The organism is Actinomadura gamaensis, assembly GCF_042652125.1.
GTDB classification, from domain to species: Bacteria; Actinomycetota; Actinomycetes; order Streptosporangiales; family Streptosporangiaceae; genus Spirillospora; species Spirillospora gamaensis.
In genome coordinates this window covers 227,380-241,874 of record NZ_JBHSIT010000005.1, presented here as the reverse complement: position 1 = coordinate 241,874, position 14,495 = coordinate 227,380, and the positions used below count along the sequence as shown (strand labels likewise).

Annotated in this window: 14 protein-coding genes; 4 read left to right on the top strand and 10 right to left on the bottom strand. The window is 73.4% G+C overall.

Going from position 1 to position 14,495, the window contains the following annotated elements; all coding sequences use genetic code 11:
• Position 1 precedes the first annotated feature (1 nt).
• From ACFPCY_RS18845 to moaA, 3 genes are all read right to left on the bottom strand, one after another.
• The gene (locus tag ACFPCY_RS18845) at positions 2–886 is read right to left on the bottom strand and encodes an NTP transferase domain-containing protein (RefSeq protein ID WP_378256861.1); all 885 of its coding nucleotides are present in this window, start codon (positions 884–886) and stop codon (positions 2–4) included.
• Positions 879–1,187 carry a DUF3467 domain-containing protein gene (locus tag ACFPCY_RS18840; protein ID WP_378256859.1) on the bottom strand — a complete coding sequence of 103 codons (309 nt, stop codon included), beginning with the start codon at positions 1,185–1,187 and terminating at the stop codon, positions 879–881. The genes ACFPCY_RS18845 and ACFPCY_RS18840 overlap by 8 nt, the downstream gene beginning before the upstream one ends.
• Before the next feature lie 125 nt (positions 1,188–1,312).
• Entirely contained in the window at positions 1,313–2,302 is a 990-nt protein-coding gene (gene moaA, locus ACFPCY_RS18835; RefSeq protein WP_378256857.1) for a GTP 3',8-cyclase MoaA, read from the bottom strand.
• Between the two features lie 148 nt (positions 2,303–2,450).
• Between moaA and ACFPCY_RS18830 the strand changes: the two genes are divergently transcribed.
• Both ACFPCY_RS18830 and ACFPCY_RS18825 read left to right on the top strand, forming a co-directional pair.
• On the top strand, positions 2,451–3,401 hold the full coding sequence (locus ACFPCY_RS18830) for an alpha/beta hydrolase (protein ID WP_378256855.1): 951 nt from the start codon (positions 2,451–2,453) through the stop codon (positions 3,399–3,401).
• A gap of 78 nt (positions 3,402–3,479) precedes the next feature.
• Positions 3,480–4,292 (top strand): MerR family transcriptional regulator, encoded by an 813-nt coding sequence (locus tag ACFPCY_RS18825; RefSeq protein WP_378256853.1) that lies wholly within the window; start codon positions 3,480–3,482, stop codon positions 4,290–4,292.
• Between the two features lie 64 nt (positions 4,293–4,356).
• On the opposite strand, the gene ACFPCY_RS18820 is transcribed toward ACFPCY_RS18825, so the two are convergent.
• Both ACFPCY_RS18820 and ACFPCY_RS18815 read right to left on the bottom strand, forming a co-directional pair.
• Complete coding sequence (locus tag ACFPCY_RS18820) at positions 4,357–5,190, bottom strand: hypothetical protein (RefSeq protein ID WP_378256851.1); 834 nt, start codon at positions 5,188–5,190, stop codon at positions 4,357–4,359.
• A 2-nt stretch (positions 5,191–5,192) separates the two neighbouring features.
• Positions 5,193–6,386, bottom strand: a complete 1,194-nt coding sequence (locus ACFPCY_RS18815; protein WP_378256850.1) for an RtcB family protein — start codon at positions 6,384–6,386, stop codon at positions 5,193–5,195.
• Positions 6,387–6,623: 237 nt separating this feature from the next.
• On the opposite strand from ACFPCY_RS18815, the gene ACFPCY_RS18810 reads away from it, so the two are divergent.
• Positions 6,624–7,595, top strand: coding sequence for an LAGLIDADG family homing endonuclease (locus ACFPCY_RS18810; protein ID WP_378256848.1), 972 nt, complete (start codon positions 6,624–6,626; stop codon positions 7,593–7,595).
• A 21-nt stretch (positions 7,596–7,616) separates the two neighbouring features.
• On the opposite strand, the gene ACFPCY_RS18805 is transcribed toward ACFPCY_RS18810, so the two are convergent.
• The 5 genes from ACFPCY_RS18805 to ACFPCY_RS18785 all read right to left on the bottom strand — a co-directional run bounded on the left by ACFPCY_RS18805 (position 7,617) and on the right by ACFPCY_RS18785 (position 12,518).
• Complete coding sequence (locus ACFPCY_RS18805) at positions 7,617–8,003, bottom strand: VOC family protein (protein ID WP_378256846.1); 387 nt, start codon at positions 8,001–8,003, stop codon at positions 7,617–7,619.
• A complete protein-coding gene (locus tag ACFPCY_RS18800) occupies positions 8,000–8,293 on the bottom strand; it encodes an ArsR/SmtB family transcription factor (protein ID WP_378256844.1) in 294 nt (97 codons plus the stop codon). The genes ACFPCY_RS18805 and ACFPCY_RS18800 overlap by 4 nt, the downstream gene beginning before the upstream one ends.
• Before the next feature lie 82 nt (positions 8,294–8,375).
• Positions 8,376–10,142: a selenocysteine-specific translation elongation factor gene (gene selB / locus ACFPCY_RS18795; RefSeq protein WP_378256842.1), complete on the bottom strand. Its 1,767-nt coding sequence runs from the start codon at positions 10,140–10,142 to the stop codon at positions 8,376–8,378.
• Complete coding sequence (selA, locus tag ACFPCY_RS18790; RefSeq protein ID WP_378256840.1) at positions 10,142–11,818, bottom strand: L-seryl-tRNA(Sec) selenium transferase; 1,677 nt, start codon at positions 11,816–11,818, stop codon at positions 10,142–10,144. The genes selB and selA overlap by 1 nt, the downstream gene beginning before the upstream one ends.
• Before the next feature lie 145 nt (positions 11,819–11,963).
• Entirely contained in the window at positions 11,964–12,518 is a 555-nt protein-coding gene (locus ACFPCY_RS18785) for a MarR family winged helix-turn-helix transcriptional regulator (RefSeq protein ID WP_378256838.1), read from the bottom strand.
• Between the two features lie 284 nt (positions 12,519–12,802).
• Between ACFPCY_RS18785 and ACFPCY_RS18780 the strand changes: the two genes are divergently transcribed.
• On the top strand, positions 12,803–14,284 hold the full coding sequence (locus ACFPCY_RS18780) for an MFS transporter (protein ID WP_378256836.1): 1,482 nt from the start codon (positions 12,803–12,805) through the stop codon (positions 14,282–14,284).
• Positions 14,285–14,495 lie beyond the last annotated feature (211 nt).

Genomic DNA, 14,495 nt, shown 5'->3' with positions numbered 1-14,495 from the left:
CTCAGGCGCGGGTGGCGTCGTCGGCCTTTTCGCCCTCGTCGCCCTTGTCGCCCTTCCAGGACGCGGCCATCCCGCTGACGCGGGCGGCGGCGTCCCGCGCGGGCGCGCCGCGCCCCACCGCGAGGCCGAGCAGGTAGGCGGTCAGCGGCGCGGCGGGCCGGGCCACGCCGTGCGCGACGTCCCGCGCCAGGTCCAGGACGAGGTCCCGGTCCACGTCGGCGCGGTCGATGCCCAGTTCGAGGCAGACCGCCTCGATCCAATCCTCCAGCACGGTCGTCTCCCCCTTCGCCGGATGCCCGCCCCGATCGTACGGCCCGGACGCGGCGCGGTCTGCGGCGGCCAGCGCCTGCGGGGTGTCGCAGTCGAACCAGGGCGGCCGGTCCCCCGCGTCCCGCATCGCCACCCCGGCCGGACGCAGCTCCCGCAGCACCTCGCGCAGGCGCGCGCCCTCGTAGCGGTCGAGCACGCGCCGCAGCGGCGCCGTCCGCCACACGCCGGTCAGCCACTGGATGCGGCCCTCGTCGTCCACGAACACCGCGCCGTCCGCCTCGGCCCGCAGCGCCACCTCCATCAGGACCTCCACGTGCTCGGACGTCAGGAACGGCAGGTCGGCCGCCAGCAGGACCGTCCAGGGCGCGGCGACCTCGGCGAGACCGGCGCGCAGGGCCGGGACGGGCCCGGACCCCGGCGGGTCCTCGCGCACGTACGTCGCGTCCGGCAGATCCGGATGCGGCGGGCCGACGACCACCAGGCGCCCGGCCGCCCCGACCGCCCGGGCCGTCCGCACGAGCAGCGGCGTCCCGCCGACCTCCAGCGCGGGCTTGTGCGCGCCGCCCAGCCGCCGCGCCGCCCCGCCCGCCAGCAGCACCGCGTCGAACTCAGTCACCGTGCGTGCTCGTCCCGGTCTCGCGCTCGTAGGCGCTGAGGTTCTGCTCCAGCGCCCGCATCAGCTCCCAGACCTGCCCCGGCGGGATCCGGACGCGCGCGACCACCCGCGCGGGCACGTGCACGTACCGCTCGCCGGTCGCCCGGTCCTCGGCGACCTCCGGCGGACGCACCTCGGTCGCGAAGTCCAGCACGAAACTGTCCCTGGACCGCCACACCGAGGCGAACGCGGCGAACGCGCCGACCTCGGCCTCCGGCGGGACGGTGATCTCGACACGGGTCTCCAGCGGCTCGTCCGTCACCCCGCCATCGTCGCACGCCGCCCCCTCCCGCGAAGCCCCCCGCCCGGGACAGCACCCCACCACCCCGAGCCCCCGCCCGGGGACGCTCCGCCCGGCATGTGGAACGGTCCCACCAGGACGGGCGATCAGCCGCCGATCGCGGACATCGGACGCGCCGGTTGCAGGAAGGCCGGGTCGTCGATGCCGTGGCCCGCGCGCTTGCGCGCCACCGCCGCCCGCCAGCGGTCGGCCAGGTCGTCGTCGGACGCGCCCGCCCGCATCGCGTCCCGCAGGTTCGACTCCTCGGTCGCGAACAGGCAGTTGCGGACCTGGCCGTCCGCGGTGAGCCGCACCCGGTCGCACGCCCCGCAGAACGGGCGGGTCACCGAGCCGATCACCCCGACCGTCTCCGGACCGCCGTCCACCAGGAACGTCTCGGCGGGGGCGCTGCCGCGCTCGTCCGCGCCCACCGGGGTCAGCGCGAACGCCGCGCCGAGCCGGGCGAGGACCTCGTCCGCCGTGATCATGTTCTCGCGGCTCCAGCCGTGCTGGGCGTCCAGCGGCATCTGCTCGATGAACCGCAGCCGGTACCCCTGCTCCAGGCACCAGCGCAGTAGCGGCACCGCCTCGTGGTCGTTGACGCCGCGCATCAGCACCGCGTTCACCTTCACCGGCAGCAGGCCCGCGTCCCGCGCCGCGGCCAGGCCCGCGAGGACGTCCGGGAGCCGGTCCCGGTGCGCGAGCCGCTTGAACGTCTCGCGGTCGAGGGTGTCGAGCGAGACGTTGACCCGGTCGAGGCCCGCGTCCGCCAGCGGCCCGGCGAGCCGCGCCAGGCCGATCGCGTTGGTCGTCAGCGACACGCGCGGACGCGGCTCCAGCTCCACCGTCCGCCGCACCAGGTCCGGCAGCCCGCGGCGCAGCAGCGGCTCGCCGCCCGTGTACCGGACCTCCCGGATCCCGAGCCGCTCCACCCCGATCCGGACGAGCCGGACCACCTCGTCGTCGGTCAGCAGCTCGGGTCGGGGCAGCCACTCCAGCCCCTCCGGCGGCATGCAGTACGAGCACCGCAGGTTGCACCGGTCCGTGAGGGAGACCCGCAGGTCCGTCGCGGTCCGACCGAAGCTGTCGACCAGCACGGGCGCCCCTTCCTGCCGTTCGAACGTCTGGACGGTCCAGCCTATTGCCCGGCTTGACGATCCGGCGCACCGCGGGAGACGGTATCCGCGCGATCACCGCTCCCCGCGTTCGGAGGTTCCTCCAAACGCCCGCCACCCGGAGGTGCCCATGCCCGCCGCCCGCCAGTGGGAGTTCGCCGGAACCGGCGGCGCCGTCACCGCCCGGATCTGGCCGCCCACCGCCCCGTCCGACGCTGCGTCCGGCGCCGCGCCTGTCGCCACGTCCGACGCTGCGCCTGTCGCCGAGCCTGTCGCCACGTCCGCCGCCGCGGCCGACGCCCTGGGCGAGGCTTCGGACGGAGCCGCGCTCGGCGCTCCGCGCTACGTCGCCGTCCTCGTGCACGGCTACGGCGAGCACCTCGGCCGCTACGAGCACGTCGCCGCCTTCCTGAACCGGCACGGCGCGCTCGTCTGCGGCCCCGACCACGCCGGGCACGGCCTGTCGGCGGGCGAGCGGGTCCTCATCACCGACGTGGACGACCTGGTCGCCGACGTGCGCACCGTCGTCGAGTCCGCCCGCGACGACCTGCCCGGCGTCCCGGTGATCATGATCGGGCACTCCATGGGCGGCCTCATCGCCACCCGGTACGCCCAGCTGCACGGCTCCGAGCTCACCGCGCTCGTCCTGTCCGGGCCCGTCCTCGGCCGGTGGGACGCCCTGTCCGCGCTGCTGGAACTGCCGGAGATCCCCGACATTCCGATCGACCCGGACACGCTCTCCCGCGACCCGGAGGTCGGTAGGGCCTACGCCGCCGACCCGCTCGTCTGGCACGGCCCCTTCAAGCGGCCGACCCTCCAGGCCCTGGACGCCGCCATCCGCGCCGTCAGCGAGCACGGCACCCTCGGCGACCTCCCCGTCCTGTGGCTGCACGGCGAGGACGACCGGCTCGTCCCGGTCGAGGGCACCCGCGCCGGCATCGAGGCGATCCGCGGACCGGGTCTCACCTCGAAGATCTACCCCGCCGCCCGCCACGAGATCTTCAACGAGACCAACCGCGACGAGGTCCTCACCGACGTCACCACCGCCATCGACGCCGCCCTCGACGCGCGCCGGCACTGAACGACCGACCCACCCGCCTCGTGCCGCCGGCACCGTGCTTGACCCTCACACCGTGTCAGGCGCTGAGCTGGAGCCACCATGTTCACCATCGGAGAGTTCGCCCGGCACGGGCGCGTGTCGGTCCGCATGCTGCGGCACTACGACGCCATCGGGCTCCTGCGCCCCGCACAGGTCGACCGGGCCAGCGGGTACCGGTACTACACCGCCGCCCAGCTCGCCCGGCTCAACCGCGTCATCGCGCTCAAGGATCTCGGCTTCACCCTCCAGCAGGTGCGCGAGATCCTCGACGACGAGGTCACCACCGAGGAACTGCGCGCCATGCTCCGGCTCCGGCGCGCCGAACTCGAGGCCGCGATGACGGCCGCCGCCGCCCGGCTCGTCCAGGTCGAGGCGCGCCTCCGATCGATCGAAAGCGAGGGGCGGATGCCCAGCGAAGACGTCGTGGTCAAGAGCCTGCCGTCCGTGCGGGTCGCCGAAGTGTCCGGCGTGGCGCCCGGATTCGACGGCATCGGACCGGTGATCCAGCCGCTGTACGACGAACTGTTCCAGCTCCTCGGCAAGGCGGGCATCGCCCCGTCCGGTCCGGGGATCTCCTACTACGAGGACGCGCCGGACGGCGGCGTCCTCATCCACGCCTGCGTCGAGGTCGACGCGCCGCTCTCCGACGACGGCCGGCTGCGCGTGGTGGACCTGCCGCCCGTCGAGCAGGCCGCCACCCTCGTCCACCACGGCTCCATGGCCGCGATCCTGCCGTCCGTCCAGGCCCTCGGGCGCTGGATCGACGCCAACGGCTACCGCTCGACCGGCTACCCGCGCGAGGTCAACCTCGAATGTCCCGCGGACCAGGAGGACTGGGTGACCGAACTCCAGGAGCCGGTCACGCGGGCCTGACCACCGCCCCGCTCACGTCCGCGCGCCCGCCGCCCTGCTCACGTCCGCACGCCCAGCGCCCCGCTCACGTCCGCGTGCCTACCGCCCGGTCCGGTCGGCGCTTGAGGAGATCGGCCCGGTCCCAGACCAGGGGCCGCAGGTCGGCCGGGGCGACGGGCTCCGCCAGGCGTGCGACGACGTCGGCGCGGGCGCGGCGGGCCACCGAGACGTCCCGGTGGAAGTCCCGGAACACCTGGACCTCACCGGAGGCGTAAAAGCACATTCCCTCCCCCAGATACGAATAATCCATCCCGTACCGGTTGTGAGGATCGAGCATCCCGGACAGGACGGCCCACTCGCGCATCTCATGCGGCGTGTGCACGCGCAGCACGACCAGGCCGTTCAGGTTCTCGACCCGGCCGCGCAGCGGATCGTCCGGGTCGTCGTGCTTCCGGAACCACGCCCGCGGATCGGCCAGCGCCGCGTCCAGGCCGTGCGTGCGCCAGCGGACCGTCCCGTCCGGCGCGGACGCCCGCGGAAGGCGCGCCTTCAGCGCACGCGCGTGCCGGACGGTGAACGGCGTGTCCCACGCCGGGACCAGCACGATCGGATCCGCCGGATCACCGTCGAAGGGCGTGGTGGTGACGAACTCGCGGTCGATCACCACCACCGTCCCCGGCCGCGACTGGTACGACAGGCCCCACAGCAGCCGTCCGAGAAGCCGCGCCCCGTGCCGGTCGGACAGCACGTGCCACGTCCCGTGGAACAGGTTCGTGCTGAACCGCACCGCCGTGCCCGGCCGCAACGTGACGACCGTGCGCGGACGGCCCGCCAGGACCATCGAACGGCGATGCAGCTTCATGCCGTCCACGGCGGCCCGCGCCGCACCGGGACGCTGCCTCCGGCGGACCGTCCTCACCGTCATCCCTTCACGCAGATCAGCTGGCGCAGGTGCGCGACGACCTCCACGAGGTCCGTCTGCGCCTCCATCACGGTCTCCAGGTCCTTGTACGCGCCGGGGATCTCGTCGAGCACGCCCCCGTCCTTGCGGCACTCGACACCCCGCGTCTGCTCCTCCAGGTCCCGGACAGTGAACGTCTTGCGCGCCTTGTTCCGGCTCATCCGCCGTCCCGCGCCGTGCGACGCGGAGTTGTAGGCGAGCGGGTTCCCGAGTCCCCGCACGATGTACGTCCCGGTCGCCATCGAGCCGGGGATGATCCCGAGGTCGCCCTTCCCGGCGCGGATCGCGCCCTTCCGGGTCACCAGCAGCTCGACGCCGTCGTAGGTCTCCTCCGCCACGTAGTTGTGATGGCACGAGATGACCTCGCCCCACTTGCAGCGCTTCTCCCCGAACCGCCGCGTGACGACGTTCTGCGCGAGCGCCATCATGACCGCGCGGTTGCGCCGCGCGTACTCCTGCGCCCAGAACAGATCGTGCCGGTAGGCCTCCATCTGCTCCGTCCCCGCGAGGAAGACGGCGAGATCGGGGTCCGGCAGATCCTGGTTGTGCGGCAGCCGCCGAGCCGCCGCGACATGCCGCTCAGCCAGTTCCTTCCCGATGTTCCGAGACCCGGAATGCAGAACAATCCAGATGGAACCATTATCATCTGCGCACAGTTCACAAAAATGATTACCGCCGCCCAAAGTGCCAAGTTGTGCGCGAGCACGACCAAATCGGGCACCAACCCCGGGATGGAGATCCTCGAACCCCTTCCAGAATTCGTACCATCCGCGCTCGTTCAGGCCGGGGATCCCCGAGGGGTCGACCGGATCCTTGTGCGCGGCGAACCCCGTGGGGATCGCCTTCTCCATGCGGCTCCGGAGGGCGGACAGATCATCCGGCAGGTCCTCGACGGTCAGCGACGACTTCACCGCGGTCATGCCGCAGCCGATGTCGACCCCGACGGCGGCCGGGGAGACCGCGTCCCGCATGGCGATCACGGAACCGACGGTCGCGCCCTTGCCGTAGTGGACGTCGGGCATCACGGCCATGCCCTCGATCCACGGCAGCCGCGACACGTTCTGCAACTGGTCGAGCGCCTGGTCCTCGACCGTCGCCGGATCGGTCCAGATGCGGATCGGAACGCGACCGCCCTTCAGCTTCTGGTACGGCACCACTTGCTCCTCTCCGAACTCGACAGTGATCCGAACCAGAACTATGACGCCAGATCACCGCAATCCAGTTCAACTTAATTTCCGGCCCGCCGAAGACGCCACAAGGCCGTTACTTCGAGCAAGAACATGCTCACTCATCGTTATGGCCCTTTGGGCTCGACCACTCCGGATCCAGGGCGAGAATTTGACCCGAGGCCTCGAACAGAGACTCGAAGCCGATCCTTCGAAAGGAAGACGATGAGCGAGAGCGAATGCTCGGAGCGCAATTGCGACAAAGCCGCCCGAACTCGAGGAATGTGCGCCCTGCATTACGGCCGCTGGATCCGCGCCACACCCAGGAGGCTGCGGCCTCCCTCGATCCGCGAGGAGCGGTCCCGGCGACCCGACATCACCCACGCGCTCGGGGTCTTCGATCCGACCCGGCCCGAGATGGCCTACCTCCTCGGCTTCCTTCAGGCGGACGGCAACCACCGCCGCGCCGGCCCCGGGAAGGGGCTCGTCAGCGTCGAGCTGACGGCCCGGGACATCGACCTCCTCAAGGCGTTCCAGCGCCTCGTTCCGTACCGGTCGTCGATCAGCACGAGGTCTCGGGAGACCAACTTCTCCAACGGCGTTCACACCAGCGCCGTCTGGTCGTTCGGAGCGGCGGAGGCCCGCCATGCCCTCGAAGCGCTCGGGCTGCCGCCGGGGAAGAAGTCGGCCGTGATCGGGCCGCCGAAGGTGCCGTTCAGCGAGCCGGACTACGTGCGCGCGCTCGTCGACGCCGACGGGTCGGTCGGGTTCACGGGAAGGGGGTATCCGTTCGTCAGTTTCACGACGGCCAGTCCCGTCATGAGCGGCTACGTGTGCGACAAGGTGTTCGAGGTGACCGGCGTGCGGCGCACGGTCCGGCCGAACGGGCGCGACGGCGTCTACAACCTCCTGGTCACCTCCGATCCGGCCGCCGAACTCGCGCGCTGGCTGTACTACGAGGGCTGCCTCGCCCTCGAGCGCAAGTACGCGAAGGCGGTGGAGGTCGCCGGGTGGGTCCGTCCGGAAGGGATGCGGGCGCGTTCCAGCCCTCGCCGGTGGACGCCGCAGGAGGACGAGGTCGTTCTGGCGATGACGACGCCCGAAGCGGCCGAGGTCTTGGGCCGCACCGAGAAGAGCGTGGCCATCAGGCGGGTGCGTTTGAGGAAGGGCGTCACCGCCCGCGTCCCCTACCGCTGACTCCTCTTGTCAGAGGTCCCGCTAGTGCATCTGGACGATCTGGAGGAGGTTGCCGCAGGTGTCGTCGAGGACGGCGGTGGTGACGTTGCCCATCTGGAGCGGGTCCTGGGTGAAGCGGACGCCGAGGCCCTTGAGGCGCTGGTGTTCGGCCTCGATGTCGTCGACGGCGAAGGAGGTGGCGGGGATGCCGTCGGCGACGAGGGCGTCCTTGTAGGCCTTGGCGGCGGGGTGGGCGTCGGGTTCGAGGAGGAGTTCGGTGCCGTCGGGGTTCTCGGGTGAGACGACGGTGAGCCAGCGCGCGCCGCCGACGGGGATGTCGTTCTTCTTCTGGAAGCCGAGGGTGTCGGTGTAGAAGGTCAGGGCCTTGGCCTGGTCGTCGACGAAGACCTGGGTGACGTAGATCCTCACGGGTTGTCCTCCGGTGGTCGGTGGGCGAGCCATCGGGTGGCGATGCGCTCGAGCGGTTCGGTGTTCAGGTCGTGGAACTTGTAGCGGCCCTCGCGGCGGGTCCGGACGAGGTCGGCGGCTTCGAGGACGGCGAGGTGCTGGCTGATGGCCTGCCGCGAGAGGCCGACCCCGTGCTTGCCGATCAGGCGGGTGCAGATCTCGAAGAGGGACTGGCCGTCGCGTTCGGCCAGCTCGTCCAGGATCAGCCGCCGGGTCGGGTCGGCGAGGGCCTTGAAGAGGTCGTCCTCCACTACCCCATGTTAGGCAAGCCGACACTTGCCTATCAAGGGGTGTAGAGGTGCGTGGGGAGCGCCGGGCGAGCGTCGAGGCAGGTCAGCCGCTCGCGTTCTCTTCCGCGGGTACGCGGTGGCCGTCGGGAAGGCGCTCGGTGCGTCCCTGGCGATGGAGGTGTTCGAGGAGGGCGATGGTGACGCGGCGTGGTGCGTCGAGGGCTTCGCGGGCCTGGCCGACGGTGAAGGGTTGCGGCAGGTCGTGCAGGACGCGGAGCGCCGCGCGGTCGGCGCCGGGAAGCAGGACGATGTCGCCGGGGAGGCGGAGGACGACCCCGGCGCGTTCGGCGACGGCGAGGATCGGCGGGGTGAGGCCGAGTTCGGTGAGGCGGTCGGCGGTCGGGGCGTGGAAGGGCTTCTCGGCGAGGTCGGCGCGCAGTGCCTCGACGGCGGCGACGACCGGGGGCGGGAGTCCGGGTCCGTGGACGCGTCCGGCGTCGAGGCGGAGCGGCGGGCGGACCAGGGCGGTGACGAGGCGGCGGGCGGGCAGGGCGAGCCGCAGCCGCGCGGTCTCGACGGGCAGGCCGGGCGCGTGGGGCCGGTCGGCGGCGTGCCGGGCGACCTCCTCGGCGAGGCGCCGGTGGAGGGACTCCCAGTGGGCGGGGTCGGCGAGCCAGTCGCCGTCGAGGGCGACGGCGCCGGACGGCGGCCGGCAGCCCATGACGGTGAGGTCGTCGCGGCGCAGGACGCCGTGGCGGCGCAGGACGTGCGCGCCGTCGGGGCGGTCGGGCCAGGTGGCGAGTTCGCGGGCGCGGGCGGCTCCGGCTCCGCGCCGGACGAGGGTGGGCGGCCGGACGTCGAGGACGCTGACTCCGGCGACGGCGCGGCGTCCGGGGTCGCGGAGGAGGGCGGTGTCGCCGACGTGCAGGGGGAGGCGGTGGTTGAGGGTGAGGCGGGCGGTGTCGGGGCCGAGCGGCCGGAGCCGGACGGGGACGGCGGCGGATCCGATGTGGAGGGTCATCTGCCGGGCGAGGCGTCCGGAGGCTTCGCCGAAGTGGGTGCGGACGTCGAGGGTGGTGGCGGTGGTCCAGTCGCCGGGGCTGACGAGGGCCATGCCGCGCGTGATCTCGTCGCGGGCGACGCCGCGCAGGTTGAGGGCGACGCGGGCGACTCCGCTCGCGTGGTCGACGCGGTTCTTGGTGGTCTCGACGGCGCGGACGCGGACGCGCCGTCCGGCGGGCATGAGCAGCAGCTCGTCGCCGGTGCGGACGGTCCCGGCGGGGAGGGTGCCGGTGACGACGGTGCCGCTGCCGGCGACGGTGAAGGCGCGGTCGATCCAGAGCCGGACGGGCGCGGCGGGGTCGGGGACGGGGAGCCGCGCGGCGAGCCGGTCGAGCGCGGCGACGAGTTCGGGCAGGCCCTCGCCGGTGGTGGCGCTGACGGTGACGGCCTCGGAACCCTTGAGCCGGGTGGTGGCGAGGCGGGCGCGGGCCTGGCGGAGGGCGTGCCGGGGGTCGGCGAGGTCGGAGCGGGTGACGGCGAGGACGCCGTGCCGGACGCCGAGCGCGTCGAGGGCGGCGAGGTGCTCCTCGGTCTGCGGCATCCAGCCCTCGTCGGCGGCGACGGCGAGCAGGACGGCCGGGACGGGCCCGACTCCGGCGAGCATGGTCGTGACGAACCGCTCGTGCCCGGGCACGTCGACGAAGGCGAGGCGCACGCCGGACGGAAGGTCCGTCCAGGCGAAGCCGAGGTCGAGGGTGAGGCCGCGGCGGCGCTCCTCGGCGAACCGGTCGGGTTCCATGCCGGTCAGGGCACGGACGAGCGCCGACTTGCCGTGGTCGACATGGCCGGCGGTGGCGACGACCTGCATCAGTTCCCTTCCGTCGCAGCACCGGGCCCGGCGGACGCCCCGGCGCCCCTGCCGGCTTCCGCGGCAGACGCACCGGAGGCGGGGATCGCCGGCTCCTCGTCCGAGACATCGGACGCAACCGACGAATCCGCGCCGCCGGCGGCCGAACCAGCGGCCCCTCTGTCAGAGGCGGCAAGCGCCCCAGCGGAAGCAGCAGGTGACCCGGGAGGAATGGCGGGCGGGTCGGCGGGAAGGGCGGGCGGGTCGGCGGGCGGGTCCGCAAAAGCGGCGGGTGGGGTGGTTGGGGGTGTCGTGGGGGTTGGGGGTGGCGTCGTGGCGGGGGTGGCCGGGGCGGGGGCCGGGGTCAGGGCTTGGCGCACGGTGATGTGAAGGATCTCGTCGTCGGCGGGGTTGATGGATCGAAGGTCGAGGAGGAGGCGGTCGTGGTCGAGGCGTCCGATGACGCGGGCGGCGCGGAGGGCGGGTTCGGTGGCGGCGGGCAGGGACACCGCGAAGCTGGGCAGGGGGACGCCGGGGGCGCCGCCTCCGCCGACGACGGCGGTGGTGGCGGTGACCTGGACGTCCGGGACGGGCAGGGCGGCGGCGAGGGTTTCGGCGCGGCGCCGGAGGTCGTCCGGGCGGGCGTCGAGCATGGCGCGGACGGGCGGGGCGGGGCCGCGCAGGGTCGCTTCGAGGGCGGCGAGGGTGAGCTTGTCGACGCGCAGGGCGCGGTAGAGGGGGTGGCGGCGCAGGCGCGCCAGCAGGTCGGGGTCGCCGAGGAGCAGGCCCGCCTGGGGGCCGCCGAGGAGCTTGTCGGCGGACGCGGTGACCAGGTGGGCGCCGTCCTTGAGCGTGGTGAGGGCGTCGGGTTCGTCGGGGAGGGCGGGGTGCGGGGCGAGCAGGCCGGAGCCGATGTCCACGATCAGGGGGACGCCGAGCCCGGTCAGCGCGTTGACGGGCGGGGCATAGGTGAAACCCTCGATCGTGAAGTTGGACGGGTGGACCTTGAGGACGAATCCCGTGTCCGGGCCGATGGCGTCGGCGTAGTCGGCCGCGGTGGTGCGGTTGGTGGTGCCGACCTCGCGGAGCCGCGCGCCGGTGGCGGTGAGCAGGTCGGGCAGCCGGAAGCCGTCGCCGATCTCGACGAGTTCGCCGCGGCTGACGATGATCTCGCGTCCGGCGGCGAGGGCGGTGGCGGCGAGCGTGAGCGCGGCGGCGTTGTTGTTGACGATCTGGACGCCGATGCCGGGCGGGCAGGCGTCGCGGAGGGCGGCGAGGGTTCCGGCGCCGCGGGGTCCGCGCCGTCCGGTGGCGAGGTCGTATTCGACGTCGGCGTGGCCGGCGGCGGCGGTGAGGGCGTCGCGGGCGGCGGCGGAGAGCGGGGCCCGCCCGAGGTTGGTGTGCAGCAGGACGCCGGTCGCGTTGAGGACGGGCCGCAGCGTGGTGGCGTGTTCGGGCAGGCTCGCGAGGACGGCCGTGATCAGGTCTTCGGGGGGCAGCTCCCCCGCGCGGACGCGTTCCTGCGCCTGCGCGACGGCCGCCTTGACGAGCCGTCGCCCGAGTCTCGTCCGCGCGTCGCGCAGCGCGGGGTCGGCGAGGACGGCGTCGGTGCGCGGCACGGCCCGCCGCGGATCGCCATCGGGCGGTGCGGTGCGTCCGGGGCCGTCGGCGCTGGGGGTGTGCGGCCGGGGGTCCACCGGCATCACCCTAGGCAGGCGGGACCACTCTAGGAAGTCAGCCGCGCCCACACTGTGAGGCGAATGACATCACCCGAACCTCTGTCGCGCCGCGCGCCGAGCCGTCCGCCGGACGTGAGCGGAAGGCGGCGAGCGGGAAGCGGGCCTAGGCCGGGGACGGGGCTGAGGCGGCGGAGGTGGTTTCGGGGTCGGCTGGTAGTGGGTGGGGGAAGCGGGGGGTCGTTGTTTCGGAGTGGGCCACGAAGTCGTCGACCATGCGGTGGACGAGGCGGGCCAGTTGGCGGAGTTCGTCGGGGGACCAGTCGGCGAGGGCGTCGTCCATCCAGGCGCGGCCCACGGCGCGGATGCATTCGACGGCGTCGCGTCCGGCGTCGCTGAGGCGGACGCGTTGCGCGCGGCGGTCGTCCGGGTCGGGGACGCGGTCGACGTAGCCCGCGCGTTCGAGCCGCTGGACCTGCCGGGTGACGTGCGGGGCCTCGACGACGAGCCGGGCGGCGATCTCGCTGGGACGCATCGGCTCGCCGTTCTCGGCGAGCAGCCGGAGCAGCGGGACGGCGGCGCGGTCGACGGCGACGCCGGACGCGGCGACGACGCGGTCGTGCTGGCGCGCGCGGGTGAGCAGGTGCGCCATGCGGGTGAGCGCCCGCTCGATCTCCATGATCTCGCCGGACGAGGGGTCGGGGCGCTTCGGGGACGTCATGTGACTCACCTTACGACGTATTTGCTTAACTTAAGTAAGTATAATCGGCGGGTCGCGCCCTCCGGCGCGATCCCCCGACCGACGAAGAGCCTCCGACTCACGAAGAGCTTGAGAACCACGAAGAGCTTCCGACAGACGAAGAGCTCCCGACCGACGAAAAGCTTCCGGCCGCGGTCCCCGGCGCAACCCCCGGACCGCGGTCACCGACCACCCCTCGAACCACTCCCCCGGACCGCGTCCCCCCGGACCCGCGTCCCCCCGAGCACGGAAGGCCGACGACGCCCATGACCCGCGCCACCGCGGCGCCGCCCAGCACCCCCGGGCAGTCCGCACCCGCCGCCCACACCGGGCTCGTGCTGTTCGCCCTCGCCATCGCCGGGATGGTGGTGTCGGTGCAGCAGACCCTCGTCATCCCCCTGCTGCCCCGGCTGATGCAGCACTTCCACACCTCGGTCACGACCGTGACCTGGGTGTTCACCGCGTCCCTGCTCGCCGGCGCGGTCGCCACGCCGCTGCTGTCGCGGTTCGGCGACATGTACGGCAAGAAAACGATGATCATGCTGGCGATGGCGCTGCTCACCGCCGGCTCGGTGGTGAGCGCGCTGTCGTCCTCGCTCGGCGTGCTGGTCGCGGGCCGGGCGCTGCAGGGCGTGTCCTCGGCGATGATCCCGCTGGCGATCGGGATGATCCGCGACACCTTCCCGCGGGAGAAGGTGACGACCGCGATCGGCCTGGTCAGTGCCACGATGGGCGTCGGCGGCACCGCGGGCATGATCGTCACCGGCCTGATCGCCGACCACACCGACAGCTACCGACCGGTGTTCTGGATCGCGGCCGGGCTCGCCGCCGCCGGGATGGTGCTGGTCGCGGTCAGCGCCCGCGACCTCGGCGCGCGCGGCGGCGGACGCCCCGACCTCGTCGGCGCCGTCCTGCTCGCCGGGTTCCTGGTCAGCCTGCTGCTCGGCATCAGCGAGGGCAACGCCTGGGGCTGGACGTCCGGGCGGGTGCTCGCGCTGTTCGCCGCCGCGGCCGTGCTGTGCGCGGTGTGGGTCGCGGTGGAGCTGCGCGTCCGCGAGCCGCTGGTGCGGTTGAACCTGCTCGTCGGGCCGAAGTCGCTGACCGCGAACCTCGCCTCGGTGCTGCTCGGCTTCTCGATGTTCGCCGCGTTCACCCTGATCTCCAACTTCGTCCAGGCGCCGAAGGACAAGATCGGGTACGGGCTGAGCGGCTCGGTGCTGGACGTCGGCCTCTACATGCTGCCGAGCACCGTCACGATGCTGGTCTTCTCCGCGCTCGCCGGACGGATCGCCGCGCGCCTCGGCCCGGCGTTCACGCTGGCGGTCGGGTCGGTGTTCGCGGGCCTCAGCTACGTCTGGCTGGCGCTGTCGAACGGGCACGTGTACGACGTCCTGGCGTTCAGCGCGATCCAGGGGATCGGGTTCGGCGTCGCGTACGCGGCGCTCGGCACGCTGGCCGTGCAGCACGTCCCGATGACCCAGAGCGGCATCGCGTCCGGCATCAACTCGCTGGTCCGGACGGCGGGCGGCAGCATCGCGGGCGCGGTCACCGCGTCCGTGCTGACCAGCCGCGTCATCCCGCACACGCCGGTGCCGACGCTGCACGCCTACGTGCTGTGCTTCTGGATCGTCGCGGCGGGCGCCGGCCTGGCCGCCCTGGTCGCGCTCTACCACGGCCTCCGCCACGGCGCGCACCACCACCCGGCCGACGAGACCGCCCCCTCGGTCGTCGTCGAACCCGCCGACTGAGCCCCGGGGCGCGGACGTCCCCCAAACGCCCGCGCCCCACCCTCCACGCCCCGGCGCGAGAGTGTCCCACCGCCCGCGCGTCCCGCACCCGCGCGCGGACGCCCTGCATCCCCGCGCTCCCACGCCCGCAGCGGCGCGGACGTCTCGCACGCCCGCGCCGCCGCGCCGGCGTCGGCGCGCGCGGACGCCCTGCATGCCCGCGTTCCCGCGT

Excerpts from the sequence above, each read along its gene's own strand:
- ACFPCY_RS18825 (WP_378256853.1), top strand. The coding sequence starts at position 3,480 with ATGTTCACCATCGGAGAGTTCGCCCGGCACGGGCGCGTGTCGGTCCGC.
- ACFPCY_RS18785 (WP_378256838.1), bottom strand. The coding sequence starts at position 12,518 with ATGACGTCCCCGAAGCGCCCCGACCCCTCGTCCGGCGAGATCATGGAG.
- ACFPCY_RS18780 (WP_378256836.1), top strand. The coding sequence starts at position 12,803 with ATGACCCGCGCCACCGCGGCGCCGCCCAGCACCCCCGGGCAGTCCGCA.
- selB (WP_378256842.1), bottom strand. The coding sequence starts at position 10,142 with ATGCAGGTCGTCGCCACCGCCGGCCATGTCGACCACGGCAAGTCGGCG.
- ACFPCY_RS18830 (WP_378256855.1), top strand. The coding sequence starts at position 2,451 with ATGCCCGCCGCCCGCCAGTGGGAGTTCGCCGGAACCGGCGGCGCCGTC.
- ACFPCY_RS18810 (WP_378256848.1), top strand. The coding sequence starts at position 6,624 with ATGAGCGAGAGCGAATGCTCGGAGCGCAATTGCGACAAAGCCGCCCGA.